The organism is Tepidimicrobium xylanilyticum, from assembly GCF_900106765.1.
GTDB classification, from domain to species: Bacteria; Bacillota; Clostridia; order Tissierellales; family Tepidimicrobiaceae; genus Tepidimicrobium; species Tepidimicrobium xylanilyticum.
This window is the reverse complement of record NZ_FNNG01000002.1, coordinates 150,422-176,497: the sequence shown is the minus strand read 5'-3', so window position 1 is coordinate 176,497 and position 26,076 is coordinate 150,422. Positions and strand designations below refer to the sequence as shown.

Genomic DNA, 26,076 nt, shown 5'->3' with positions numbered 1-26,076 from the left:
ATTGACAAAGGACTTGGAATTATGGTAATTTTAAATTAGCACTCAACTCTATTGAGTGCTAATAAACTTCCTGCCGTTAATTTGAGGTGATCATATGTTGGATGAAAGGAAGATAAAGGTTCTTTATGCTATTATAGATAGTTATCTAATGACTGCTGAGCCAATTGGTTCAAGAACCATATCGAAAAATTATAATTTAGGTGTGAGTTCTGCTACCATAAGGAATGAAATGTCCGATTTGGAGGAGTTAGGTTATTTAAGTAAACCCCATACTTCATCAGGGAGAATTCCTTCAGATAAGGCCTATAGATTGTACGTGGATCAATTGCTGAAGACCCAAAAGCTTAAAATAGATATGGATAAGAAGGAAAAAATAAAGCAAATACTAACTAAGGAATCCAAGGAAATAGACCAATTAATCCAAAATGCAGCCAAGGTGTTATCAGCCATTACCCATTATACTGCATTAGCTATATCACCTCAATTGAAAAAGGTGCGATTAAAACATATCCAATTAATTCCTCTGGATGCTACTGAAATATTATTAGTCTTAGTTGGGGAAAAAGGTATAGTGAAAAATACCATGTTTAAGGTTGAGCAGGAAATTCCAGATAATCAACTGAATAGGATAACCAATTTTCTGAACCATAGGTTGAAGGGATTGACTATAGATCATATTGGTAAGACTATTGAAAAAGCAATAATTGAAGAAATGTATGAGTTTAAAGATATCATAGATAAAATAATCCCTATAATAGATAAATCCTTAGAAACTATGGAAAATGTGGAAGTATATTCAGATGGAATAACTAAAATATTCGATTTTCCTGAATATAAGGATTTGGATAAAGCAAGATCCTTTATTTCTTTTATAGAGGATAAAGAATTGCTGTTTGACCTATTGATGAACAACCCTATGGAAAATTGGATAGAAATTACAATTGGGGGTGAGAATATATATGAACCCCTCAAGGATTGTAGTGTAATTACTACCACTTATAAATTAGGTGATATGACTATTGGCAGAATTGGGGTTATTGGTCCTACAAGGATGGATTATGCAACAACTATAAATGCATTGCAACTATTTTCAATGAATTTAACAGAAATATTGACTATGTTGATGGGGAAAAAGTAGAGTGTAATTTTTATTACACTCTATATAAGCTTAATATGGGATAAAAAGGGTGATTAAATGGAAAAAAAAGATGTACTTAATGAAGAAGCGGTGGATATGGAAGAAGCCGCTGAAAAATTAGAAAAGGAGGACACAGAAGAAAAACTAGAGAAGGGAAATTTAGAAGAGGGAATAGCAACTGACGAGAAAGAGGATGAAGAAGCAGATGAAACTGAAGTAGAACTGAAGCAAAATAATGAAGTAAAGGAGCTAACCAACAGACTCCTCAGACTGCAAGCTGACTTCATAAACTATAAGAACAGGGTTGAAAGAGAAAAGGAAAGGATATTCAGCTATGCAGCTGAGGAGATTATATCTGAATTGTTGCCTGTCCTAGATAATTTCGAAAGGGCTTTAGAAAGCACTGAGGAAAAGGACGGGTTCTATGAAGGGATAAAGATGATTTATGAACAGATATTAACAATACTTAAGGGAAAAGGTCTTGAGGAAATAGACTGTTTAGGGAAGGAATTCGACCCTAGTTATCATCATGCTGTATTTGTTGAAGAAGTAGAAGGAGAAAAGGAAGGGACTATAATAGAAGTAATGCAAAAAGGATATATTCTGAATGACAAGGTTATTAGACCTAGTATGGTTAAAGTAGCTAAGTAATAAATTTAAGGAGGAATTTAAATGGGAAAGATAATTGGTATCGATTTAGGAACCACTAATTCATGTGTTGCTGTAATGGAAGGTGGAGAACCTATTATTATTCCTAATGCGGAAGGGAACAGAACTACTCCTTCGGTGGTTGCTTTTACTAAGGATGGAGAGCGATTAGTGGGAGAAACTGCAAAAAGACAAGCAATCACAAACCCAGACAGGACAATTATTTCCATAAAAAGGGAAATGGGTAAAGATTATAAGAAGGCCATTGATGGAAAGGAATACACGCCTCAAGATATTTCTGCAATGATACTTCAAAAAATAAAAGCAGATGTAGAAAGCTACTTAGGAGAAACGGTAACAGATGCTGTAATTACAGTACCTGCATACTTTACAGATAGTCAGAGGCAAGCTACAAAGGATGCAGGTAGGATAGCAGGGCTTAATGTAAAAAGGATAATTAACGAGCCTACAGCAGCTGCTTTAGCTTATGGCTTGGATAAAGAACAAGGTCAACATAAAATTATGGTATTCGATTTAGGTGGTGGTACTTTCGACGTTTCAATCCTGGATGTAGGAGATGGAGTTTATGAAGTATTAGCCACAAGAGGAAACAACCATTTAGGTGGGGACGATTTTGACCAGGCTATTATAGATTATGTAGCTGAGGAGTTTAAAAAAGAACATGGTGTGGATTTAAGACAGGATAGTATGTCCTTACAGAGACTAAAGGAAGCAGCAGAAAAGGCTAAAAAGGAATTATCCTCTACTATGACAACCAATATTAACTTACCTTTCATAACTGCGACAGCTGCTGGACCTTTGCACTTAAATATAGATATTACTAGGGCTAAATTTGAAGAGTTAACCTCCCATCTGGTAGAGAAGACCATGGAACCAGTTAGATTAGCATTACAGGATGCTGGATTATCACCTGGAGATATAGAAAAGGTGTTATTAGTTGGAGGTTCTACTAGAATTCCTGCAGTACAGGAAGCTGTTAAGAAGTTAATAGGAAAAGATCCACAGAAGGACATAAATCCTGATGAATGTGTAGCTATAGGTGCTGCAATTCAAGGAGGAGTATTGAGTGGAGAAGTTAAGGATTTACTTCTATTAGATGTAACCCCATTATCGTTAGGGATTGAAACTTTAGGTGGGGTAACAACTGTATTGATTGAAAGAAATACCACCATTCCAACTAAGAAGTCCCAAATATTTACTACTGCAGCAGATAATCAAACTGCCGTAGATATACACGTGGTACAAGGTGAAAGGCATATGGCTAAAGATAATATAACATTAGGAAGATTCCAATTAACTGGAATTCCACCTGCCCCAAGAGGAGTACCACAAATTGAAGTAACCTTTGATATAGATGCCAATGGTATTGTAAATGTAAGTGCAAAGGATTTAGGTACAGGCAAAGAACAAAGAATTACCATTACCGCATCAACTAACTTAACAGAAGAAGAAATACAGCAAAAGATTAGGGAAGCTGAAAAGTATGCTGAAGAGGATAAGAAGAAGAAAGAAGAAATAGAGGTTAGAAACAATGCAGATTCTATAGTCTATCAAACTGAAAAAACTTTGAAGGAATTAGAGGGTAAAATTTCTTCTGATGAAAAATCAAGGATAGAAGATAAGCTCAATGCTTTAAAGAAAGCTTTAGAAGGAAATAATGTAGAGGATATTAAGAAAAAGACTGAAGAGTTGACCCAAGAATTCTACACTATTTCTCAAAAAATGTATGAGCAAGCTCAAGGACAGAACACTGGTTCAACCGGTACAAGTTCCAAAAACGATGATGATGTAGTAGATGCAGATTATGAAGTAATGGATGATGATAAATAAATAATATAGATATTTTGAAAAATCAAAGCTAAATCTATTGGATTTAGCTTTGATTTTTGATAAACTATGAAAGGAGCAAATTAAAGGTTGGTGATATCCGTTGAAAGATTACTATGAAATACTCAATGTATCAAGAGATGCTACTCAAGAGGAAATTAAGGCTTCTTTTAGGAAGTTAGCGAAGAAATACCATCCTGATTTAAATCCAAATGACAAAGAAGCAGAGAGAAAATTTAAGGAAATCAATGAAGCATATGAAGTACTAGGGGACCCAGAAAAGAGAAGGAGATATGATACCTTTGGACCTGATGGAGTTAATGGTCAAGGAAACTTTAGTGAAGGGTTTGGTGGATTTAACGATATATTTGATGATATATTCGATATATTTGGTGGTGGTTTTGGGCGTACTTCTTCACGAAGGAGGGGTCCCGTAAGAGGAGCCGATTTAAGGTATAATTTAGATTTGGAATTTGAAGAAGCCGTTTTTGGAATAGAAAAGGAAATTCTAGTCAGGAAAATGGATGTATGTAGTACCTGCCATGGCAGTGGAGTGAAACCAGGCACCCATAAAGAAACTTGTAGCAGATGTAATGGTACAGGAGAAGTAAGATATGCACAACAAACCCCCTTTGGCCAATTTGTAAGAGTTGCCACCTGCGACCAGTGTGGAGGCACAGGAGAATTTATAAGGGAGAAATGTAGTACTTGTTCAGGAACTGGAAAGGAAATGAAGAGTAAAAAGATTAAGGTTAAAGTACCTGCTGGAGTGGATACGGGTTCAGTTATTTCCATAAGAGGGGAAGGGGAAGCAGGAGAAAACGGGGGCCCATCTGGGGATTTATTCATATATATCAATGTCAAGGAGCATGAAATATTTAAAAGAAAAGGAAATGATATTTATTTGACAATCCCTATTTCTTTTACGGATGCTGCTTTAGGGGCTGAAATTGAAATACCTACCCTTGAAGGGACAGAAACCTTTACCATTCCAGAAGGGACTCAACCTGGGACTAGATTTAAGCTTAGAAATAAAGGAGTTCCCAATGTAAAAGGAATAGGAAAAGGCGATTTATATGTTAAGGTAGAAGTCAAGGTTCCTAAAAAGTTAACTGAAAGGCAGAAGGAATTGTTAAGGGAGTTTGCTAAGGAAAGTGGAGAAACCCATAAGGAAAGCAAAAAGAGCTTTTTTAATAAAGTAAAGGATGCCTTTAGCAATTAGTCAATCACTCGTCACTGGAGTGATTGTTTTTCATATATGGTATTTTTGCTGATTTTAGGGTATAATATGTTGAGACTTAATAGAAGGATGTGAAGGTTTATGAAATGGGTAGAAGTTCAAATAAAAACTACTACGGAGGCAGAGGAATTAGTCACCAGTATAATGTATGAATTAGGAGTAACTGGACTGGCTATAGAAGATCCTAAGGATATTTTAGCTTTTCAACAATCGGAAGAGGATTGGGATTTCATTGACCCAAGTATTATTAATCAGGATTATGAAGGGGTAATTATAAAAGCCTATTTTCCAGAAGACGAAAACTTGTCCGATAAGATAGATTTGGTTAGAGAAAACATTGAAAGGATTCCTTACAAGGAGAGAGGTAAAAGATTAGGAGAGGTTACTATAACGGAAGTATACGAGGAGGATTGGGCAGAAAGTTGGAAGAAATATTATAAGCCAGTTAAGATTGGCAAGCGAATAGTCATTAAACCTACTTGGGAGGAATATAAGGCAGGAGAAGATGAGTTGATAGTTGAACTTGACCCAGGGATGGCCTTCGGAACTGGAACTCATGAAACCACCATGATGTGTATTGAAGCCTTAGAGGACTATGTGAAAAATGGGCATACAGTATTTGATATTGGATGTGGAAGTGGAATCCTTAGCATTGTGGCTGCTAAATTAGGTGCGGAAAAGGTTGTTGGTGTAGACTTAGACTCTGTATGTGTTAAAGTTTCCAATGAAAATATTAGTATTAATGGAGTCGAAGATGTAGTAGAAACTAGACAAGGTAATTTATTTGAAGCAGTCCATGAAAAAGCCCATGTAATTGTTGCTAATATCATAGCAGAAGTCATTGTGGAAATGGTGGATTATATTAATGAATATCTTTTTGATGAAGGAATATTTATAGCTTCAGGTATTATAACGGAAAAGCTTGAAAAGGTAAAGGCAAAATTAATGGAAAAGGGCTTTAAAATATTAGAAATAAAATGTATAGGCCAATGGGCTTCAATAGTTAGTACTTTAGAATAAGGTGGATATATGAATAGATTTTTTGTGGATAAGGATCAAATCATTAAGGATAGAATTGAGATAAGAGGAAAAGACGTTAAACACATTAAGGATGTGTTGAGGCTAAGAAAAAAGGATAGAATTGAGGTTCTGTCGGAAGGGAGAATCTATATTTCAGAGATTATGGATTTGGATTCGGATAAGGTATCAGTGTTCATTTTAGATTCCTTTATGGGAGAAAATGAACCACCAATAGATCTCCTATTATTTCAGGGATTAGCCAAAGGAGAAAAGATGGATTTTATAATTCAAAAATGTACTGAAATAGGAGTAAAGGAGATATATCCTTTAATAACTAGTAGGACAGTAGTTAAAATTAAGGATGTTAAAAAAGAGCAGAAAAAGGTTGAGCGCTGGAGAGTTGTTGCTGAAGAGGCAGCAAAACAGAGCAAAAGGGACATAATACCTAGAATTCATAATATTATAGATTTCAAGAGGATGGTAGATATATTAAAGGATGAAGAGAATATAATAATACCCTATGAGATGGAAAGGGAGTCTACATTGAAAGATGCTTTGAAGGAAGCCAAGGGCAATAGAGTTTCCATAATAATAGGTCCAGAAGGTGGATTTGATGAAAAAGAGATAGAACTGATTAAGGGTATAGGAGGGAAGCCTGTAACATTAGGTCCTAGAATACTTAGAACTGAAACTGCTGGTATATTAACCCTTTCTATTGTTTTATATGAACTGGGAGATTTAGGAGTGAGAAGATGAAGAAAGTAGCATTTTATACTTTGGGGTGCAAGGTAAACCAATATGAAACTGAAGCTATGGAAGAACTATTCAAAAATAGAGGTTATGAAGTTGTAGACAATAGGGAGAAGGCAGATATTTATATAATAAATACTTGTACAGTTACCAATTTAGGAGATAGAAAATCCAGACAGTTTATTAGAAAGGCTAAGAAGTTAAACAAGGATTCCATAATAGCAGCTGTAGGGTGTTATTCTCAGGTAGCTCCTAAGGAGGTAGAATCCATAGATGGCGTGGATATAGTTGTTGGTACTACTGACAGGCATAAAATAGTGGATTTATGTGAGAAAGCTAAAGCAGAAAATAAGAAGATAAATATTGTAAAGGATATAAAAGGGCATAAGGAATTTGAAAGTTTAAATATATCTGATTTACAGCATAAGACGAGAGCTTATATTAAAATACAGGAAGGCTGTAATCAATACTGTAGCTATTGCATTATCCCCTATGCAAGAGGCCCCATACGAAGCAGGGATTTAGAAGATATAATACTTGAAACGGAAAGGTTGGCGAGGGCGGGTTTTAAAGAAATAATCCTTAGTGGGATTCATGTTGCATCTTATGGTAAGGATTTAAGAAATGTAACCCTTACCGATGTTATTGAAGAAGTGGCAAAAATTGATGAGATTAGAAGAATACGATTAAGCTCCATAGAGCCTACCTTTATCGATAGGAACTTTATGGAAAGGGTTATTAGTACTAAAAAGTTATGTGACCATTTCCACCTATCATTGCAAAGTGGTAGTAATACTGTATTAAAGAGGATGAATAGGAAGTATACCACTGAAGATTATCAGGAAATTGTTAATTTAATAAGGGAATACATGCCAGATGCAGGTATTACAACGGATATAATTGTAGGCTTTCCAGGTGAAACGGATGAAGAATTCAATGAAACCTATCAATTTGTAAAGGATATTCATTTCTCAAGAATACATGTATTCAAGTATTCTCCAAGAAAGGGTACTCCAGCAAGCAAATTCAAAGATCAAATCCATGGAGATATAAAAAACGAAAGAAGTGATAGGCTTATCCATTTAGGAGAAGAATTGATGAAAGATTTTAATAAAAGATTTGTAGGAAGGACCTTAGAAGTATTATTAGAGGATAAGAAGGATGGTTTTATAGAAGGTTATACCACAAATTATATTAGGGTAAAAGTAAAATATGAATATGAAGACGATCTGCAAGGTAGAGTTTTGCCAATAAAAACAACTAGATATGATGAAGATTTTTTATTGGGAGAAATAGAGGAATTTTAGAATTTTTGTAGAATATATATCTATTGGAGGAGGTGAAAAGATGAGCGATTGCATATTTTGTAAAATAATTAATAAAGAAATTCCCTCTCAAATAGTATATGAAGATGATGAAATTATAGCTTTTAAAGATGTTAATCCTCAATCACCTGTTCATATTTTGGTAATACCGAAAGAACATATTGAATCTTTAAATGACATAAATAGTAATCATTCTGATCTAATTGGTAATATTTTTATAACCATAAAAAATATTGCAGAAGAGCTGGGAATTGACGAAGAAGGTTATAGGGTTGTGAATAACTGTGGCGAATTTGGAGGTCAAACGGTCTCCCATATTCATTTTCATATATTAGGAGGACGAAAATTTTCATGGCCACCTGGTTAATATTTTCTTGCACAAATTCTAAACATAATGTATAATAATTGAGTGTTGTATTCCTATCTCCATAGATAATATGGGGCACTCTTTAAGCAGAAGAGGGGAGGGAGAAGTTCATGGCAGAAATAAGGGTAGGACAAAATGAATCTCTAGACGATGCGCTAAGAAGGTTTAAGAGGCAATGTGCCCGTGCTGGTGTTCTTTCTGAATATAGAAAAAGAGAACATTATGAAAAACCAAGTGTAAGGCGTAAAAAAAAGTCAGAAGCAGCTAGAAGAAAAAGAGGTAGATATTAATAAGAAGGTGAAGGTATGTCCTTAAAAGAAAAACTTATGGAAGATTTAAAGACTTCTATGAAAAATAAGAATACCGTCAGGAAAAATGCCATAACCATGATTAGAGCTGCTATAAAACAGGTAGAGGTTGACCGACGGATTGAATTAAACGATGAAGAAATATTGGAAATCATATCTAAACAAGTAAAAGAGAAAAAGAATGCTTTAGAGGATTTTAAAAAGGGACAACGACAAGATCTAGTTGATTTAACTGAACAGGAAATTGAAATATTATTGGAATATTTACCAAAACAGCTTACTGACGAAGAATTAAAAGAAATTGTTGTGGAAACAATAAATGAGGTAAAGGCAAAGGATATCAAGGATATGGGTAAAATTATGAAATCCATAATGCCTAAGATAAAAGGAAGAGCTGATGGCAGCAGAGTGAATGAAGTAGTTAGACAAGTTTTGAAATAAACCTGGAGTTATACTCCGGGTTTTTTATATGCAATTTTTATTGTATAAATACTAGGGTAGTAATATAATAAAATGAGGGGGTGAAGTATTGAAAAGGACTAGAATTTTGGCGTTTGTAATTTTAATATTCTTTTTGCTCAATGGTTTAATATTCGCTAATGAAGATGCAGATGTATATGTAATACCAATTAATAGTGAAATAACTAAAGCTACTTACAATTTTTTAAACGATAGCTTAAATAGGATTGTCAACAACTCACCTAAAGCAATAATATTTGAGATCGATACTTATGGAGGATTGATTAGCGAGGCAGAGAAGATAAAAAATTTAATAATTGGTCTAGAAATTCCTACTATATCTTTTGTAAATAACAAAGCAGAGTCTGCAGGAGTGTTAATTACTATAGCAGCAGAAAAAGTTGTTATGGCTGAAAGCTCTACTATAGGTTCAGCTGAAACCATACCCAATACGGAAAAGGTATTATCCATGTGGAGAAGTTTCTTAAGAGATGTGGCGCAGTTAAGAGGTAGAGATGAAAAAATAGTTGAAGCAATGGCTGATAAGGATATTTATATAGAAGGCCTTTCTGAAAGGGGCAAGCTATTAAATCTTACCGGCAGAGAAGCTTTGGAATATGGGGTTTGTGATTTGATATCTAATGATTATCATGAAATGTTATCTTATTTTAATGTTTCCTATAATAATATTGTAAAAATTAATGAGAGTATAGAATTAAAGGCAGCTAAATTTTTATCTAGTTCCTTTATGAGCACCCTATTATTAACGCTAGGTTTTGTAGGGTTGGTGGTAGAACTGTTTACACCTGGGTTTGGAATAGGAGGGACCATAAGCATTATCTCCTTTGGATTATTCTTTGCAGGCAATATTTTGGTTGGTAATTCCCAGTGGACTTCTTTGGCAGTGTTTGTTACCGGATTAATATTATTGGTTATAGAAGCCATTATACCCGGATTTGGTTTACCTGGAATTTCTGGAATTATATTAGTTGTTTTAGGATCAATTTTTGCAATGGGATCTTTTACCACTGCATTAATGTCCGTAAGCATTGCAATTATCATTACTACTTTGATTACCTTATTGTTGATTAAATATGGGCGCAGAAGTCCTATATTTGATAAAATAATTTTAAATACCCAACAGAAGGATGAGGAAGGGTATTTAAGCGTTAATACTAAAGATGAATATTTGGGAAAGGAAGGAATTGCTGTAACAGAACTTCGGCCTGCTGGGATCATAGACATTGATGGGGTTAGATTAGATGCATTGTCTAATGGAGATTTTATTAAGAAGAATACGAAGGTGAAAGTTATAAAGGTCGAAGGTTCAAAAATAATTGTAAGGAGGATTTGATATATGCCAGGAACTTTTATTTTTACTGTAGGTATTGCTTTTCTAATCATAATATTGGTGATACTATTTTTTACTTTTATTCCCGTTGGATTATGGATTACAGCCTATTTTTCAGGGGTTAAAATTGGGATTAGTACATTAATAGGTATGAGATTGAGAAGGGTAGTGCCTTCAAGAATAGTTAACCCTTTAATTAAAGCTACAAAAGCTGGTTTAGATATAGGGGTGGACAAACTGGAAGCCCATTACCTTGCTGGAGGGAATGTTAACACTTTAGTAGATGCATTAATTGCTGCCCAAAGGGCTAATATACCTTTAGAATTTGAAAGGGCTGCTGCTATTGATTTAGCAGGTAGAAATGTGCTAGAAGCAGTACAGGTAAGTGTAAACCCAAAGGTTATTGAAACCCCTCAAATCTCAGCTGTTGCTAAGGACGGAATTGAAGTAATAGTAAAAGCTAGGGTTACGGTAAGAGCTAATATTGAGAGGTTGGTAGGAGGAGCAGGAGAAGAAACCATAATAGCGAGGGTAGGAGAAGGTATAGTAACAACAGTAGGTAGTTCAGAATCCCATACAGATGTATTGGAGAATCCAGATCTGATTTCTCAAACCGTCTTAGACAAGGGCTTAGACTCTGGTACTGCTTATGAAATACTATCCATAGACATTGCCGATGTAGATGTAGGAAGGAATATTGGTGCAAAACTTCAAACCGACCAAGCTGATGCGGATAAGCGGATTGCTCAAGCTAAAGCAGAAGAAAGAAGAGCTATGGCTGTAGCAAGAGAACAGGAAATGGTAGCAGAAGTTCAAGCTATGAAAGCAAAAGTAGTAGAAGCGGAAGCTCAGGTGCCTTTAGCCTTAGCACAAGCATTAAAGGAAGGAAAAATAGGTTTTATGGATTATTACCATATGAAAAATATATTGGCTGATACAGACATGAGAAGTTCCATTTCTAAAATGGTTGATGTTGACAAGAACCAAGATTAAGGGGCGATAAGATATGTCAAGAAGTTTGCTAGTTTTTATAATAGCTTTTATAATAGACTTAATATTAAAGAGTATAAAGGACAAGAAAAAAATAGAAAAAGCTATGGATAAGAAAAAACAACAATTGGAAGCAAACCCAGAAGGTGATAAAGATCTACTGCCTCAAATTGATGAAAAACCTATAGAAATTAAAATTCCTGAATTGTTGATAGAAGGTGATACTGTAGAGTTGGGAAAAGAGCCTGTTAACGTTACTACAGCTACAAAGGAAGATGATTCTCATATTAAGAGAGAAATTTTTATTAAAGATGATATAAAGAAATCATCAAAAAATCCTAAAGCGGAATTGAAAAAGGACATTTTGAAAGGGATAATCTATTCAGAAATATTATCGGAACCAAAAAGCCTTAAAAATATAAGAAAAAGCATATAGAAGTGCGTAGTTTTCTATATGCTTTTTACTTTTTTGTTAGTAATACTAATAGTCCCCTTGGCATAAAGTGTTAAGAGGGGGATTATTATGAAAAACAGGATAGAAAATTTGAAATATAATATATCGGAAGCTTTAGAATTCCCTAAAGATGTGGTAATGGATCTACCTAAAATTACTGTAATTGGGAATATTCAAGTCAATATTTCTAACCACAAAGGAATTGTTGAATATACCCAGGAAACTCTTAGGGTTAATTCTAGTATAGGATTAATAAGAATAACCGGAACAGATATGGAGCTGAAAACAATACTTTCGGAGGAGATAATTGTAAAAGGAAATATTGAAGGAATAGAGATATACTCTTAAGGAGTGTTGTTATGGGGGTTGTTAAGATTTGGTTTTTCTTAAAAGGATATGTTACCATTAGGGTAGAAGGATTGACATTAGAAAGGTTTTTAAATTTAGCAGCAGCCAACGATATATATCTTTGGGATATTTATCGTGAGGGGTATACCATATTAAGGATGAAAGTGACAATTGAAGGTTTTAGGGCCTTGAAGGGGATAGTCAAAAGGGTTGGCTGTAAGGTAGAAATAATAGATAAAAAAGGACTACCTTTTATATTCTATAGGTTAAAACAAAGGAAGATGTTAGCTTTTGGATTTGTTTTATTCTTGGGAATAATATTTTTTTTGTCTTCCTTAATATGGAATATTGAAATTCTTGGAAATGAAAAGGTAAAAACTGAGGATATAATTAAAATTTTAGAAAAAGAGAATATAAAACATGGTATAATAAAATATAAAATAGATAAAGATTATATAAAATACCTACTGTTAAATGAGTTCGACATTTTTTCTTTTCTATCAGTTGAAATAAAAGGGACTAAAATGATAATTGAAGTAAAGGAACAGGATTTACCGCCTGAAAAGATAAATAAGGATATACCTTGTAATATAGTGGCAACTAAAAAAGGGGTAATAGTAAAGGCTATTGCTAGGAATGGGAAGGCAGTAGTTAGGAAGGGTGATGTGGTAGATGAGGGACAAATCCTAATAATTGGCACTATATCTGATGAATATTCCAAAGAGAAGATATTTGTCCATGCAGAAGGTGAAGTATTGGCTAAGACCATTTACAGTTATAGAATTGATGAACCAGTAATAAAAGTGATAAAAGAAGAAACTGGTAATATCTTTGAGAGAATGGAATTGAGGATTGGTGAAAAGGGGATACAGTTTGTTAAAGGTGAAATCCCTTTTGCTAACTATGTTGAGGAAGTAAGGGAAATTAAGCCCTTTAATCTGGATATTGATTTACCAGTAAAAATATTAGTCCATCAATACAAAGAAGTAGAAGTAAAAGAGGTTAAGCAGAATATAGATTTTTTAAAAAAAACTACCCATATTAAGGCTGTAGAAGAGTTGAATAAGCAATTACCGAAGGATGCTCAAATCCAGTCTAAAGATGTTAAGTACTATCTTAAAGATGATGTGCTATCTACCTATGTGACTATGGAAGTTATAGAAAACATTGGAAAAAAGGAAATTATACATGAAAGATAAAAGGAGGAATAAGTAATTTGGAGAAAGCATTTGAGGAAAGACAAGTTTTTGTGGAGGACAATCAAATAATATCTCAAATATTTGGACAGCTTGATGAAAACGTAAATATAATTAAGAAGGAATTAGGCGTAGAACTTTTCTTAAGGGATGGAAGCATTGTAATAAAGGGAGAAGGTTTCTTAGCTGAATTGGGAGAAAGATTAGTAAATAGGTTGATTGAAATTATAAAGAGCCAAAGAAGGTTGACTAAACAGGAGTTAAGATATACTATTCAACTAATACTTGAAGGTAAAGAGGAGGGAATTAAGGATTTATTAAATGATATAATATGTATAACAGCATCGGGAAAAAGCATTAAACCTAAGACCCTAGGCCAAAAAAGATACGTGGATAGTATAAAGAGGAATGATATAGTATTTGGAATAGGGCCTGCTGGTACTGGAAAGACTTATTTGGCTATGGCGATGGCAGTAAATGCCTTTAAGAATAAAGAAGTCAATAGAATAATTTTAACTAGGCCTGCTGTAGAAGCTGGAGAAAGTTTAGGATTTTTGCCGGGAGATTTGCAAGAAAAGGTAGATCCCTATCTAAGGCCTATTTATGATGCCTTATTCGATATATTGGGTGGAGAAACCTATATGAAACTTATGGAAAAGAATTTAATCGAGGTGGCTCCACTTGCTTATATGAGAGGAAGAACTTTAGATTCAGCTTATGTAATATTGGATGAAGCTCAGAATACTACTAATGAGCAGATGAAAATGTTTTTAACTAGACTTGGATTTGGTTCAAAAGCAATAATAACGGGGGATGTTACTCAGATAGACTTATCTAAAAATAGAACATCTGGTTTAGTTACTGTTCAATCAATTCTCTCAAATATAGAGGGGATAGATTTTGTTTATCTTACTAAACTGGATATTGTAAGACATCCATTAGTACAGAGGATAATTGCAGCTTATGAGAAGTATGAGAAAGAAGAATAAGGAGGACTACCCGGGTGAAGGAAAAAGCAAAGGATTACAAGATTAATCCTAAAAAAAATCTAGTTTCAAATCTGAAGAGGAGAAAATTATATATAAAAGGGATACTAATTATCCTTTTTACAACAAGTCTCTTTTTTATTACGATCCAAAAGGTGGAGACGGAAAGAATCAATGTTAAGATAGGAGATAGAGCACCTTTGGAGATAAGGGCTACTAAGGATATAGTGGACAAACAGGCTACGGAAAAGCTAAAACAGGAGGCTGCTAATAGAGTACAACCTAGGTATAGAATAAGCCCCTCAGTTCAAATGAACATGAAAACTATAATCAAGGAATTCTTTGATAAGGTAAGAACACTTAAAGCATATGATAGCATGAGCTTATCCAAAAAGGTTGATTTAATGATAGAGGAATCTAGGATGCCCCTTTCAAGAAGCGAATACCAAATAGCTTTAAGGATGGACGAGAAGGAATTAAATGATTTTGAATCGCTTATAAACGATATAGTAAACCAAATAATGGGGGCAGGTATAAAGGAAGAGGAATTAGAGTATGAGAAGGAAAATGTAAGAAAAATATTTGAAACTTTAGATCTAGATAGCAATAAAAAGGAGTTAGGAGTTTCTCTTATTAATAGCATTATCCAACCAAATGAATTCATAGATGAAGAAGCAACTCAGCGTAGAATAGATGAGGAAGTGGAAAAGGTAGAACCGGTAATCATCAAGGAACATCAGATTATAGTAAGAAAAGGGGATATAATAGATGCAAATAATCTTGAATTAATTAAGGAAACCGGGCTTTTGAAGGAGAAGGAAGGATATGATAGTAGGACCGTATTAGGGATAATCATTTTAGTGGTTTTATTGGAGACTTTGATTCTAGGCCATATTTACAATTTCAATTTAGAAATAATGGGAGATAATAGGTTTATAATTTTGCTCTTAATTGTAATGGCTATATTATTAATTTCTCAGGGAATGCATAATATTTCACCTTTTATAATGCCTGTATCGACGGTAGCTTTTTTGATTGCTATATTATTAGATGTGAGGTTGGCTTTAATAGTAAATGTATTCATGGTATTCTTATTAAGCTTTATATTAAAATTAGATGATACTTTGGTGGCTATGTATTTGATAAGTGGCAGCATTGGGGCTTTTTTGGCAACAAGACCTCAACAACGATACAATATATTTGTCCATGGGCTGATAGTAGGAATTACAAACGTATTGGTCATATTGTCCTTTGGGCTGATAAAGAAATTGGAGTTGATGGATATACTCATTAGGAGTGGTTATGGTATTATAAATGGAATATTTTGTGCAATTCTAACTATCGGGTCTTTGCCCATTTGGGAAAATGTGTTTGAGATATTAACGCCTTTAAAGCTTATGGAACTATCTAATCCCAATCAGCCCTTGCTAAAGAGGCTACTAGTTGAAGCACCTGGAACCTATCATCATAGCATAATTGTAGGAAATTTAAGCGAAAGAGCTGCAGAGGTAATAGGAGCAGATCCCTTAATATCAAGGATAGGAGCCTACTATCACGATATAGGAAAGCTTACCAGGCCTTATTTTTTCAAGGAGAATCAGATTGGAACAGATAACCCACACGACAAATTAACCCCAAATATGAGCACTTTAATAATAACCAATCATGTTAAGGATGGAATAGAATTGGGAAAGAATAATAAATTGCCAAAGGAGATAATAGATATTATTGCTCAGCACCATGGAGACACTGTAGTTTTCTACTTTTATCATAAGGCAAAACAGAATGGACAAGCAGATGCTAATATAGAAGATTATAGGTATGAAGGTCCAAAACCTCAGACTAAGGAAGCAGCTATAGTAATGTTGGCAGATTCAACGGAAGCTGCCATAAGGGCAATTAAAGAACCTAATCGAAGGAATATAGAAGATACAGTTAGAAAAATCATCAAAGGGAAATTAGAAGATGGGCAGCTAGAGGAGTGTGGTCTGTCCATAAAAGACCTAAAGGATATTGCCAATGCATTTGCATCGGTAATGTTAGGGATTTTTCATGAAAGAATAGAATATCCAAATTTAGACTTAAAAGAGGAAGAGGGGAAAGCATAAACTATGGAATTATATATTGATGATAGACAGGACAAAATAGAATTAGATGAAGAGGTATTCAATATAGTAGAAAAGGCTATTAAAGAGACTTTATTGTTTGAAAGTAAGCCTTTAAGCTTTGAAGTAAGCCTAACTTTTGTGGACAATGAAGGAATCCGGGAGTTAAACAAGCAATATCGAAATATTGATAGGGAAACGGATGTATTATCTTTTCCCTTATATGAAGACTCATCTATATCTCCAGCACCAATGTTAGGAGATATAGTGATATCAGCTGAAAAAGCCTGGGCTCAATCCATTGAATATGGTCATTCTTTCATAAGAGAGATAGCCTACTTAACTGTGCACAGCATCCTACACCTTTTAGGTTACGACCATATGGAAGAAGAGGATAAATCTATTATGAGAGCTAAGGAAAAGGAGATTATGAAAAGACTAAAGATATTTAAGAAGGGAAAGGAAGATTAGCTCTAAATGAAATCCAGAAATATAATAGAAAGCTTTAATTATGCTGTGTTGGGAATAATCAACGCTCTTAAAACTGAAAGAAATATGAGGATTCATTTTTTTATAGCTACTATAGTTATAGTACTAAGTCTATTCCTCGATTTTTCTAGGATTGAACTATTAATGCTATTTGTCGCTATTGCTTTTGTATTTATAACAGAGATGATAAACACAGCTATAGAGAGGACTGTAGATTTAATTACAGAAGAATATCATCCATTGGCGAGGGTGGTAAAGGATATTGCAGCAGGGGGGGTACTAATTGCTGCCATCAATTCATTGGTGGTGGGGTATTTACTGTTTTTTGATAGATTAAATCCTTTAACCAATTTGGTACTGTATAAGATAAAAAATTCTCCTATTCATTTAACATTTATCGCTTTAGTATTGGTTATAATATTGACTATTACCTTTAAAACAATATACCATAAAGGAAAAGGTACCCCTTTTCAAGGCGGAACCGTTAGTGGACACGCTGCTATTTCTTTCTGTATTGCAACCATAATAGCTTTTATTGCCCAAAATATGTTAATATCGACTCTTTCCTTTATTCTAGCTATTTTAGTTGGGGAAAGCAGGGTAGAAGGGAAAATTCATAGCATAATGGAAGTAGTTTTAGGCGGATTACTAGGCATATTAGTAGGGATATTAGTATTTCAAATAATTGGATAGCGGAGGGGAATATGAAAGGCAGGACTAAATATTTTTTACTAACCATATTAATAGTCATTTTATTAACTAGCTGTAAAAAAGAAGATGTCAAAGATATTGAAGATGAAATAATTCAGGAAGAAGATGAACAGATTGAAGAAGTAATAGTAGAAGAAAAAAATGAAAAAGAGGGAGAACCATCGCCATTGAGTGGGATATATGCACCGGAGGAAAAAGTAAGCAGAAGGCCAGTAGCTGTAATGTATGATAACCATCCTAGTGCAAGATGGCAAGCCGGATTATCTAAAGCTGAAGTGATATATGAGTTTATGGTAGAAGCTCCGTATACTAGATACATGGCTTTATTTTTAATCAATGACCCTGAATCCATTGGTCCGATTAGGTCCTCAAGGCCCTATTTCGTGAGTACTTTACTTGAATATGACCCAGTGTATGTAAGGGTAGGTGGAAGTCCCGAGGCTAAACGGGATATAAAGAACTATAAAATTGCAGATATAGACGGACTGTCATCATCTAATAGGGTGTTGTGGAAGAATAAAAAAGTAGGTAAAAAAGCTCCCCATAACACATATACCAGTATGGAAGCAATAAGAAAAACTCAACTGGAAAGAGGGTATAGGGAAACTGGTAACTATGAAGGATTTAAGTTTAATGAAGAAGATGTGAATTTAATTGGATTTGCTGCAGAAAAGGTTCAAATAAACTATTTTAAGAACAATACTACTTTATATCGTTATAATCCAGACGAAAAAGTTTATTATAGGGAAAAGGATGGTAAGCCTCATGTGGATGAATGGGATAATGTTCCAATTGTAGCTAAAAATATTATAATACAAGAGGCAAAGACTAGGGTTATAGATAATGAAGGTAGGCTGTCCATAGATATAGTTGGAGAAGGAAAAGGTAAGTATATAACAAACGGGAAAGGAATGGATATAAAATGGGTAAAAAAAACGAGGGAAGGAAAGACCTATTTTTATGATGTAACAGGGAATGAGATTATTTTAAACCCTGGAGTAACGTGGATTCAAGTTGTAGACGTTAATCCAGATTTGATTATTGAATAAGAATAAGAGGTGGTAGGATGGATAAAAGGCTATTAATTAAAAAAGCTTTAGAAGCTCGTGAAAAAGCTTATGTTCCTTATTCTAATTTTAGAGTAGGCGCTTCTGTATTGACGGAAGATGGAGAAATATATACAGGGTGTAATATAGAAATATCCTCCTATTCTCCAACTCTCTGTGCTGAAAGGACTGCTATTTTTAAGGCCATATCTGAGGGGCATAAGAGAATTAAGGCAGTTGCAGTAGTAGGAGATTCGGATTTTACTTATCCTTGTGGGGTGTGTAGACAGGTAATTAGGGAATTTGGAAAAGATGCTATAATAATAGTAGCCAATTCAGAGAAGGATTATAAAGAGTATAGATTAGATGAATTGCTTCCCCATAGCTTTGGGCCAGAGGATTTAGAAAATAAAAAGAAGTAGGAGGGACTGTATGTATAGATCAGGTTTTGTTACAGTAGTTGGCAGGCCTAATGTGGGAAAATCCACTCTTTTAAACGAAATAGTTGGCGAGAAGATATCCATAATATCTGATAAACCTCAAACTACCAGGAATAAAATTCAACTGGTATATACTGATAGGGATTATCAAATAGTATTTTTAGATACTCCTGGTATACAAATGCCTAAGAATAAATTAGGAGAGTATATGCTAAAAATATCTAAGGAGACCTTAGAAGAAGTGGATATTATAACCTTCATGGTGGATTCCAGCTTTGAGACAGGAAGATTGGACAATTATATAATAAAAGAATTGGGAACTATTAAAACTCCTATAATACTTTTAATAAATAAAATTGACACCATTAATAAAGAAGATGTAGAAAAATTGGTATTAAAGTATGAACAGATGAATATGTTTCATAAGATAATTCCAGTATCTGCAATCAATGGCACAAATATTGATTTATATATAAGGACTGTAAAGGACTTGCTACCAGAAGGACCTCAGTATTTTCCTGAGGATATGATTACCGATCAACCGGAAAGGTTCATTATATCAGAGATCATTAGAGAAAAGGCTTTGTTAAATTTACAAGAGGAAGTTCCCCATGGCATATTTGTAGGCATTGAAGAAATAAAGAAAAGGCAAGAGCAGGATTTAATAGATGTATTTGCTACTATATATTGTGAAAAGGAATCTCATAAGGGAATAATTATAGGGAAAAATGGCAGAATGCTTAAAACTATTGGTCAGCAATCAAGGAGTGATATTGAAAAACTATTGGGTAGCCGCGTGAATTTACAGATATGGGTAAAGGTAGAAAAGAACTGGAGGGAAAAAGAAGCTAAGGTGAAGTACTTTGGCTATAGATAGGAAGGAAATTTAAATGCATGTAAGAACAGAAGGAATAGTATTAAAGGAGTACAGGTTTAAGGAAACCAGTAAAATATTGATTCTTTTTACAAAAAAATATGGTAAAGTCCATGCAATGGCCCGAGGGGCATATAGGCCAAAGAGTAAACTTTTGGCTAATACACAACCTTTTTCATATAACGATTATGATCTATATAAGGGCAGAAATTTTTATTATATCAGTCAAGGAGATATAATCAATTCTTTTTATTCTATTCGAGAGAATATATACAGGATGATGTATGGTTCTTATTTGCTGGAATTAATAGAACTGTCCCTACCAGAGGAAGAGGAAAATGAAACCATATTTAAACTATTGATAAAAGGCTTAAAAGTTCTTTCTAATATAAACAGTGATTTTTATAAGTTCATAATTTCTTATGAATTAAAATTTATTTCTTTTTTAGGATATAAGCCCGAATTGGAGTACTGTACAATTTGCAGAAAAAAGGGATTTTCCGATTTTAGATTCAGCATTGATAAGGGAGGAATAGTTTGTTATAATTGTCTATCCAAAGAATCCTATAGTGAAGCTATGGATAATAGGATGAGGAAGGTGTTACTTTGGTTACTTTATACTCCTTTGGATGAATTGGATTCTATTAATATTCCTAAAGAAACTATGTTTAAATTACATGATATTTTGGTAAAATACATATTAAACAAAATAGATAGAAAGCAGTTTAATTCCCTTAAAATATTGGATTCTATAAATTATAATGGAGGCGATTAGTGTGGATATATCTTTGGAAAAAGTCGATTTGGTTGTTGAGAGAACTGGGGCAACTTATGCTGAAGCAAAAGAGGCTCTAGAAAAAACTGATGGTGATGTGGTGGATGCAATAATATTAATCGAAAAAAGTAAAACATCATGGTCGGATAATATGGCAGATAGAGGACAACAGCTAGTCGATAAAGTAAAGGAATTGTTGAGGAAGGGCAATGTTACTAAGATAACTGTAAAAAAGGATGGGGAACTATTGATGAACATACCAGTAACAGCAGCTGCCATAGGAAGTATGATTTCTGCTCCTCTGGCTTTAATAGGTTTAGGTGGAGCTATTTTATCTAAATGCACAATAGAGGTACAAAAGGAAGATGGAGAAATAATCAATGTAAACGACATGATATCAAAAAACATACATCATAAAACTGATGAGGAAGACTAAGCTAAAGCATATTGACAAAATTTCTTTATTTTGCTAAATTATTATCTACAGGAAAGTTTAATATACTATAGATTTAGGAACAGGGAAGTCAAAGGGTGGAACCGTTGAAGTAACCTTTCGTCCCTATGGGGATGTAAAGGTTTTGTTCTTTTTAATATGCAAATAAGGAGGTTTATTATATGTATTTTCAGGATTTAATGCTTAAATTGCTGGAATTTTGGGGAAATCAAGGCTGTATTGTACTTGAACCTTACGATGTGGAAAAGGGAGCAGGAACTATGAGTCCCTATACCTTTTTAAAAGCTTTGGGACCAGAACCTTGGAAGGTAGTTTATATAGAACCATCTAGAAGACCAGCAGATGCTAGATACGGAGAAAACCCTCACAGAGTATATCAGCATCATCAGCTTCAGGTAATATTGAAGCCTTCTCCAGATGATATTCAGGACATATATTTAAACAGTTTGAAAGCAATAGGAATCGATCCGATAAAACATGATATACGTTTTGTCGAAGACAATTGGGAGGCTCCAACTTTAGGGGCATGGGGTCTAGGTTGGGAAGTTTGGTTAGATGGGATGGAAATAACTCAATTCACCTATTTTCAACAAGTCGGAAGTATCAATTGCCAATTGGAGTCAGCTGAATTAACCTATGGGTTAGAGAGAATTGCTATGTATTTACAGGATGTAGATGATATATTTCATATAAAATGGAATAAGAATATTAGTTATGGAGATATATTTAAAAAGGCTGAATATGAGCATTCGGTATATAGCTTTGAAAAGGGAAATATAGAAATGTTAAAACAGCTTTTCAATATGTATGAAGAAGAAGCTAAAAGAATCATAGAAGAAAATTTGGTGCTACCAAGCTACGATTATGTACTTAAATGTTCTCATGTATTCAATGTATTAGATGCAAGAGGGGCTATAAGCGTAACGGAAAGGACCCATTATATTGGTAGAGTAAGAAATTTAGCTAAGTTAGTTGCGACTAAGTATATAGAGCAAAGGGAAAAACTCAAATTTCCTCTTATGAAGGAGGGTATGTAATATGTCTAATAGATATTTATTAGAAATAGGAGTTGAAGAACTTCCTGCTAGATTTATAAGCGGTGCATTAAATCAGCTAAAGGGAAATTTTAAAAATATGCTAAAAAATGAGAGGATTGGTTATGCAAATGTAGAAACTTATGCTACCCCAAGGCGATTAGTTTTAATTGTCGATGGTTTGAAAGAAGACCAAGATACGCTAGAGGAAATAGTCAAAGGACCTGCTAAAAGGATTGCTTATGATAGTCAAGGCTATCCAAGTAAGGCTTTAGAAGGCTTTATGCGAGGACAGGGAGTTAAAGAGGATCAAATTTTTACAAAAGAGTATAATGGCGAAGAGTATATATATGCAAGGGTCATTAAGGAAGGAAAGGATACTTTTACCATTTTATCAGAAAATGTGGCGGATATTATCAAGTCTATTGTATTTCCTAAATCTATGAGATGGGGAGGCAAAAATATAAGATTTGCAAGACCTATTAGGTGGATTGTTTCCCTATTAAATGATAGGATAGTGCCTTTTGATTTAGAAGGCATTAAGGTAGGAAATACTACTAAGGGCCATAGGTTTTTGGGAAGTAAATCTATAGAAATTAACAAGGTAGATGAGTACTTTGATAAGCTAGAAGAAAATTACGTTATAGTGGATCAAAACAAGAGAAAAGAGATAATAAAATATAATTCTGAAAAATTGGCAAAGGAAAAGGGAGGGAATCTTTTAGTAGATGAAGATTTACTTGATGAGGTAACCAATATAGTAGAATATCCTACACCTATGATTGGAAGGATTAAAGAAGAATATTTAAACTTACCAGACGATGTGGTTATAACTCCAATGAAGGAACACTTAAGGTTCTTTCCTATAGTAAATGATAAGGGAGTTTTACTACCCTATTTTATCACTGTAAGAAATGGTAATGACCAGTATATTGATGTGGTTATAAAAGGCAATGAAAAGGTATTAGGAGCTAGATTGGAAGATGCTAAGTTCTTCTACTATGAAGATATAAAAAATCCTATTGAAGACTATGTAGAACCATTAAAAAATATAGTTTTCCAAGAAAAGTTGGGAACCCTTTATGATAAAACAATTAGGATAAGGAAATTAGCCAAAAAAATCGGGGATTATTTGGAAGTAGGAGAAGAAACTCAGAGGAATATTGATAGAGCTGCATACCTCTCTAAAGCAGATTTAGTTACTAAAATGGTAGGTGAATTTACCGAATTGCAAGGCAGGATGGGAATGGAATATGCAAAACATTCAGGAGAAAATGAAATAGTAAGCACTGCTATATATGAACAATATCTACCAAGGTTTGCTGGAGATGATCTTCCTACAACTACAGCTGGTTCCATTTTAAGCATTGCTGATAAGTTGGATACCATAAGTGGTTGTTTTGCAATTGGAATTGAGCCTACCGGTTCTCAAGACCCATATGGGTTGAGAAGGCAAGCTCTAGGCGTAATAAATATAGTTCTGGACAGAAGGTTGAATTTGAGTCTAGGGGAATTGATAGATTTTGCTTTATATATTTATGTAGAGGAATTAGGATTGGTTTTCGATTATGCAGAGGTTAAAAATAGTATATTAGGGTTCTTCAATGGAAGAATAAAGAATATGTTTAGTGATATGGGGATAAGGTATGATATAATTGATGGTGTAATAAGTACAGGTATCGACAATATATATGATTTGATGATAAGAGCAAACAAACTTAATGAGTATTTTGAAAAATATGGATTAACCGATGTATTGTCTACTTTCAATAGAGTAACCAATTTAGCTGAAAAATCTACGTCAACGGAAGTAAAGAGGGATTTGTTGATAGAAGATGCGGAAATAGAATTATATGATGGATTTAACGATATTGAAGAAAAAGTACTAAATCATCTTGATAAGAAGGAATATGATAAGGCTTTAGAACAGTTTATTGTGCTAAAGGAAGCAATAGACAATTTCTTCGATAAAGTAATGGTTATGGTAGATGATGAAGCAATAAGAGAGAACAGACTTAACTTGTTAGGGAAAATATCTAAAACAATGCTCTTAATATGTGATTTATCTAAATTGGTTAAGCAATCCTAGGTATTTGGTTTATTCCCATCTGAAGGGATGTGATTCAAATTCAATTAACTGAAAGACAGGAAAAGATTATAGAAATTGTGAAAGCTAATGAGCCAATAACTAGTGAGAATATTGCTAAAGCTCTTAAATTAACTAGAGCAACTCTCAGGCCAGATTTAGCAATATTAACCATGTCGGGAATTTTAGATGCAAGACCTAAGGTTGGTTATTTCTATACTGGAAAAACTAGTCTAAGCTTTATATCTGAAAAGATACAACAAATTAAGGTGGCAGATAGGAAGTCTCTACCCGTTGTAATTGATGAAGAAACTAGCATCTATGATGGAATTGTGACTTTATTTTTGGAGGATGTAAGCAGCATATTTGTAACTTCTAAAGGGTGTTTAGTGGGAGTGGTGTCCAGAAAGGATTTTTTAAAGAATGCCATTGGAGGGCTTAATTTAAGTAAAACTCCCATAGGTGTAATTATGACTAGGATGCCCAATGTTATAGTAACAACACCAGATGAAAGCATATTAGATGCAGCAATGAAATTAATAGAACATGAAATAGATAGTCTGCCTGTTGTAGAAGAAATTACTTTAGAAGATGGATCTCTAGCTTATAAAGTAGTGGGCAGGATTACAAAAACTACCATTACCAGGCTCTTTGTTGAACTGGGTAATGATGGATAGGAGGTGTCTTATGGACAATTCCATTACGATATATGTATTATCAGACTCAATTGGAGAAACTGGTGAACAAGTTGCCAGAGCTGCTGTTAGTCAGTTTTATCCTTGTAAATTTGAGGTAAGAAGGTTTCCCTATATTACTTCAGAAGACCAGATTGTAGAGGTATTTGAAGAAGCTGTAAACGAAAAGAGCGTAATCGTATATACCATAGTAATAGAAAAGCTCAAGAATTATGTGGTTGAATTGAGTGAAAAATATAACATACCATCGATAGACTTAATGACACCTGCCTTAGAAGCCCTGGAAAAGGTATTTGGTTATGCACCTAAGCGGGAGTCTGGCCTTATAAGGAGATTAGATGAGAAATATTTTAGAAAAGTAGATGCTGTGGAATTTGCAGTAAAATATGATGATGGCAAGGATGCTAGAGGGATTAAAAAGGCAGATATAGTACTTATAGGTGTATCACGTACATCTAAAACCCCTTTAAGCATGTACTTAGCCCATAAATATTACAAAGTTGCCAATGTGCCTTTGGTCCCAGAAGTTCCGATACCTAAGGAGCTTTTTGAAATAGATAATAGAAGGATTTTTGGACTTATTGCCAATCCCTTTAAGTTGAATGAGATAAGACAAGAAAGGTTAAAATCCTTGGGGTTGAATAATAATGCAAATTATGCAAGTATCGATAGAATTAATTATGAGCTTGAATATTCTAAAAAGATTATGGAAAAGCTTAAATGTACAGTTATAGACGTTTCAAACAAAGCAGTAGAGGAAACTGCAGGGATAGTAATAGAAGACATGAAAAGGAATTTTGGTGAAAATTTCTAGAGAAGTGTTGTAATTTCAACACTTCTTTTGGTTTTGTAAAATAATGTACTAAAAATTTATAAATAAAATTGAAGGATTCTAGGAACTTATGTTGTATATATAATATATATATTATTTTTGTTAAT

At 34.0% G+C, this 26,076-nt stretch carries 28 protein-coding genes; all 28 read left to right on the top strand.

Features of this window, described 5'->3' with window-relative positions; translation table 11 throughout:
- Positions 1–94: 94 nt before the first annotated feature.
- The 28 genes from hrcA (at position 95) to BLV68_RS02940 (ending at position 25,951) form a co-directional block, all read left to right on the top strand.
- Positions 95–1,138, top strand: a complete 1,044-nt coding sequence (gene hrcA / locus BLV68_RS03075) for a heat-inducible transcriptional repressor HrcA (RefSeq protein ID WP_093750785.1) — start codon at positions 95–97, stop codon at positions 1,136–1,138.
- A 57-nt stretch (positions 1,139–1,195) separates the two neighbouring features.
- The gene (grpE, locus tag BLV68_RS03070) at positions 1,196–1,789 is read left to right on the top strand and encodes a nucleotide exchange factor GrpE (protein WP_200773620.1); all 594 of its coding nucleotides are present in this window, start codon (positions 1,196–1,198) and stop codon (positions 1,787–1,789) included.
- Between the two features lie 21 nt (positions 1,790–1,810).
- Positions 1,811–3,637 (top strand): molecular chaperone DnaK, encoded by a 1,827-nt coding sequence (gene dnaK / locus BLV68_RS03065; protein ID WP_093750783.1) that lies wholly within the window; start codon positions 1,811–1,813, stop codon positions 3,635–3,637.
- A 100-nt stretch (positions 3,638–3,737) separates the two neighbouring features.
- A complete protein-coding gene (dnaJ, locus tag BLV68_RS03060) occupies positions 3,738–4,856 on the top strand; it encodes a molecular chaperone DnaJ (RefSeq protein WP_093750781.1) in 1,119 nt (372 codons plus the stop codon).
- A gap of 99 nt (positions 4,857–4,955) precedes the next feature.
- Positions 4,956–5,894 carry a 50S ribosomal protein L11 methyltransferase gene (gene prmA / locus BLV68_RS03055; RefSeq protein WP_093750779.1) on the top strand — a complete coding sequence of 313 codons (939 nt, stop codon included), beginning with the start codon at positions 4,956–4,958 and terminating at the stop codon, positions 5,892–5,894.
- Positions 5,895–5,903: 9 nt separating this feature from the next.
- The gene (locus tag BLV68_RS03050; protein WP_093750777.1) at positions 5,904–6,650 is read left to right on the top strand and encodes a 16S rRNA (uracil(1498)-N(3))-methyltransferase; all 747 of its coding nucleotides are present in this window, start codon (positions 5,904–5,906) and stop codon (positions 6,648–6,650) included.
- Positions 6,647–7,951 carry a tRNA (N(6)-L-threonylcarbamoyladenosine(37)-C(2))-methylthiotransferase MtaB gene (mtaB, locus tag BLV68_RS03045; RefSeq protein WP_093750775.1) on the top strand — a complete coding sequence of 435 codons (1,305 nt, stop codon included), beginning with the start codon at positions 6,647–6,649 and terminating at the stop codon, positions 7,949–7,951. The genes BLV68_RS03050 and mtaB overlap by 4 nt, the downstream gene beginning before the upstream one ends.
- Before the next feature lie 40 nt (positions 7,952–7,991).
- Positions 7,992–8,336 carry a histidine triad nucleotide-binding protein gene (locus tag BLV68_RS03040; RefSeq protein WP_093750773.1) on the top strand — a complete coding sequence of 115 codons (345 nt, stop codon included), beginning with the start codon at positions 7,992–7,994 and terminating at the stop codon, positions 8,334–8,336.
- 110 nt (positions 8,337–8,446) lie between these two features.
- The gene (rpsU, locus tag BLV68_RS03035; RefSeq protein ID WP_093750771.1) at positions 8,447–8,626 is read left to right on the top strand and encodes a 30S ribosomal protein S21; all 180 of its coding nucleotides are present in this window, start codon (positions 8,447–8,449) and stop codon (positions 8,624–8,626) included.
- 15 nt (positions 8,627–8,641) lie between these two features.
- Positions 8,642–9,085 (top strand): GatB/YqeY domain-containing protein, encoded by a 444-nt coding sequence (locus BLV68_RS03030; RefSeq protein WP_093750769.1) that lies wholly within the window; start codon positions 8,642–8,644, stop codon positions 9,083–9,085.
- 88 nt (positions 9,086–9,173) lie between these two features.
- Complete coding sequence (locus BLV68_RS03025; RefSeq protein WP_093750767.1) at positions 9,174–10,457, top strand: NfeD family protein; 1,284 nt, start codon at positions 9,174–9,176, stop codon at positions 10,455–10,457.
- A 3-nt stretch (positions 10,458–10,460) separates the two neighbouring features.
- On the top strand, positions 10,461–11,447 hold the full coding sequence (gene floA, locus BLV68_RS03020; RefSeq protein ID WP_093750765.1) for a flotillin-like protein FloA: 987 nt from the start codon (positions 10,461–10,463) through the stop codon (positions 11,445–11,447).
- Between the two features lie 13 nt (positions 11,448–11,460).
- The gene (locus BLV68_RS03015; protein ID WP_093750763.1) at positions 11,461–11,880 is read left to right on the top strand and encodes a hypothetical protein; all 420 of its coding nucleotides are present in this window, start codon (positions 11,461–11,463) and stop codon (positions 11,878–11,880) included.
- Between the two features lie 87 nt (positions 11,881–11,967).
- Positions 11,968–12,246: a sporulation protein YqfC gene (gene yqfC / locus BLV68_RS03010; protein ID WP_093750761.1), complete on the top strand. Its 279-nt coding sequence runs from the start codon at positions 11,968–11,970 to the stop codon at positions 12,244–12,246.
- An 11-nt stretch (positions 12,247–12,257) separates the two neighbouring features.
- Positions 12,258–13,445, top strand: coding sequence for a sporulation protein YqfD (gene yqfD / locus BLV68_RS03005; protein ID WP_093750759.1), 1,188 nt, complete (start codon positions 12,258–12,260; stop codon positions 13,443–13,445).
- 17 nt (positions 13,446–13,462) lie between these two features.
- Positions 13,463–14,431, top strand: coding sequence for a PhoH family protein (locus tag BLV68_RS03000; RefSeq protein WP_093750757.1), 969 nt, complete (start codon positions 13,463–13,465; stop codon positions 14,429–14,431).
- A gap of 14 nt (positions 14,432–14,445) precedes the next feature.
- Positions 14,446–16,536, top strand: coding sequence for an HD family phosphohydrolase (locus tag BLV68_RS02995; RefSeq protein WP_234949811.1), 2,091 nt, complete (start codon positions 14,446–14,448; stop codon positions 16,534–16,536).
- 3 nt (positions 16,537–16,539) lie between these two features.
- A complete protein-coding gene (gene ybeY, locus BLV68_RS02990) occupies positions 16,540–17,004 on the top strand; it encodes an rRNA maturation RNase YbeY (protein WP_093750753.1) in 465 nt (154 codons plus the stop codon).
- 6 nt (positions 17,005–17,010) lie between these two features.
- Positions 17,011–17,715 carry a diacylglycerol kinase gene (locus tag BLV68_RS02985; protein ID WP_093750751.1) on the top strand — a complete coding sequence of 235 codons (705 nt, stop codon included), beginning with the start codon at positions 17,011–17,013 and terminating at the stop codon, positions 17,713–17,715.
- Positions 17,716–17,726: 11 nt separating this feature from the next.
- Positions 17,727–18,782 (top strand): DUF3048 domain-containing protein, encoded by a 1,056-nt coding sequence (locus BLV68_RS02980; RefSeq protein WP_093750749.1) that lies wholly within the window; start codon positions 17,727–17,729, stop codon positions 18,780–18,782.
- A gap of 17 nt (positions 18,783–18,799) precedes the next feature.
- The gene (locus BLV68_RS02975; RefSeq protein WP_093750747.1) at positions 18,800–19,201 is read left to right on the top strand and encodes a cytidine deaminase; all 402 of its coding nucleotides are present in this window, start codon (positions 18,800–18,802) and stop codon (positions 19,199–19,201) included.
- Between the two features lie 10 nt (positions 19,202–19,211).
- Positions 19,212–20,096, top strand: coding sequence for a GTPase Era (gene era, locus BLV68_RS02970; protein ID WP_093750745.1), 885 nt, complete (start codon positions 19,212–19,214; stop codon positions 20,094–20,096).
- Positions 20,097–20,109: 13 nt separating this feature from the next.
- Positions 20,110–20,868 (top strand): DNA repair protein RecO, encoded by a 759-nt coding sequence (gene recO, locus BLV68_RS02965; RefSeq protein ID WP_093750743.1) that lies wholly within the window; start codon positions 20,110–20,112, stop codon positions 20,866–20,868.
- A 1-nt stretch (position 20,869) separates the two neighbouring features.
- The gene (locus tag BLV68_RS02960) at positions 20,870–21,304 is read left to right on the top strand and encodes a DUF4342 domain-containing protein (protein ID WP_200773619.1); all 435 of its coding nucleotides are present in this window, start codon (positions 20,870–20,872) and stop codon (positions 21,302–21,304) included.
- A gap of 179 nt (positions 21,305–21,483) precedes the next feature.
- On the top strand, positions 21,484–22,359 hold the full coding sequence (gene glyQ / locus BLV68_RS02955) for a glycine--tRNA ligase subunit alpha (RefSeq protein ID WP_093750739.1): 876 nt from the start codon (positions 21,484–21,486) through the stop codon (positions 22,357–22,359).
- A 1-nt stretch (position 22,360) separates the two neighbouring features.
- The gene (glyS, locus tag BLV68_RS02950; protein WP_093750737.1) at positions 22,361–24,445 is read left to right on the top strand and encodes a glycine--tRNA ligase subunit beta; all 2,085 of its coding nucleotides are present in this window, start codon (positions 22,361–22,363) and stop codon (positions 24,443–24,445) included.
- Between the two features lie 29 nt (positions 24,446–24,474).
- Complete coding sequence (locus tag BLV68_RS02945; RefSeq protein WP_093750735.1) at positions 24,475–25,119, top strand: helix-turn-helix transcriptional regulator; 645 nt, start codon at positions 24,475–24,477, stop codon at positions 25,117–25,119.
- A 10-nt stretch (positions 25,120–25,129) separates the two neighbouring features.
- Positions 25,130–25,951, top strand: coding sequence for a pyruvate, water dikinase regulatory protein (locus tag BLV68_RS02940; protein WP_093750733.1), 822 nt, complete (start codon positions 25,130–25,132; stop codon positions 25,949–25,951).
- The last annotated feature ends 125 nt before the right edge of the window (positions 25,952–26,076 follow it).

Coding starts and splice junctions, on each gene's coding strand:
- BLV68_RS03030 (WP_093750769.1), top strand. CDS start 8,642: ATGTCCTTAAAAGAAAAACTTATGGAAGATTTAAAGACTTCTATGAAA.
- BLV68_RS02980 (WP_093750749.1), top strand. CDS start 17,727: ATGAAAGGCAGGACTAAATATTTTTTACTAACCATATTAATAGTCATT.
- grpE (WP_200773620.1), top strand. CDS start 1,196: ATGGAAAAAAAAGATGTACTTAATGAAGAAGCGGTGGATATGGAAGAA.
- ybeY (WP_093750753.1), top strand. CDS start 16,540: ATGGAATTATATATTGATGATAGACAGGACAAAATAGAATTAGATGAA.
- BLV68_RS02985 (WP_093750751.1), top strand. CDS start 17,011: ATGAAATCCAGAAATATAATAGAAAGCTTTAATTATGCTGTGTTGGGA.
- recO (WP_093750743.1), top strand. CDS start 20,110: ATGCATGTAAGAACAGAAGGAATAGTATTAAAGGAGTACAGGTTTAAG.
- mtaB (WP_093750775.1), top strand. CDS start 6,647: ATGAAGAAAGTAGCATTTTATACTTTGGGGTGCAAGGTAAACCAATAT.
- BLV68_RS02975 (WP_093750747.1), top strand. CDS start 18,800: ATGGATAAAAGGCTATTAATTAAAAAAGCTTTAGAAGCTCGTGAAAAA.
- rpsU (WP_093750771.1), top strand. CDS start 8,447: ATGGCAGAAATAAGGGTAGGACAAAATGAATCTCTAGACGATGCGCTA.
- dnaK (WP_093750783.1), top strand. CDS start 1,811: ATGGGAAAGATAATTGGTATCGATTTAGGAACCACTAATTCATGTGTT.
- BLV68_RS03040 (WP_093750773.1), top strand. CDS start 7,992: ATGAGCGATTGCATATTTTGTAAAATAATTAATAAAGAAATTCCCTCT.
- BLV68_RS03015 (WP_093750763.1), top strand. CDS start 11,461: ATGTCAAGAAGTTTGCTAGTTTTTATAATAGCTTTTATAATAGACTTA.
- glyQ (WP_093750739.1), top strand. CDS start 21,484: ATGTATTTTCAGGATTTAATGCTTAAATTGCTGGAATTTTGGGGAAAT.
- hrcA (WP_093750785.1), top strand. CDS start 95: ATGTTGGATGAAAGGAAGATAAAGGTTCTTTATGCTATTATAGATAGT.
- BLV68_RS03050 (WP_093750777.1), top strand. CDS start 5,904: ATGAATAGATTTTTTGTGGATAAGGATCAAATCATTAAGGATAGAATT.
- prmA (WP_093750779.1), top strand. CDS start 4,956: ATGAAATGGGTAGAAGTTCAAATAAAAACTACTACGGAGGCAGAGGAA.
- yqfC (WP_093750761.1), top strand. CDS start 11,968: ATGAAAAACAGGATAGAAAATTTGAAATATAATATATCGGAAGCTTTA.
- yqfD (WP_093750759.1), top strand. CDS start 12,258: ATGGGGGTTGTTAAGATTTGGTTTTTCTTAAAAGGATATGTTACCATT.
- floA (WP_093750765.1), top strand. CDS start 10,461: ATGCCAGGAACTTTTATTTTTACTGTAGGTATTGCTTTTCTAATCATA.
- BLV68_RS02940 (WP_093750733.1), top strand. CDS start 25,130: ATGGACAATTCCATTACGATATATGTATTATCAGACTCAATTGGAGAA.
- era (WP_093750745.1), top strand. CDS start 19,212: ATGTATAGATCAGGTTTTGTTACAGTAGTTGGCAGGCCTAATGTGGGA.
- glyS (WP_093750737.1), top strand. CDS start 22,361: ATGTCTAATAGATATTTATTAGAAATAGGAGTTGAAGAACTTCCTGCT.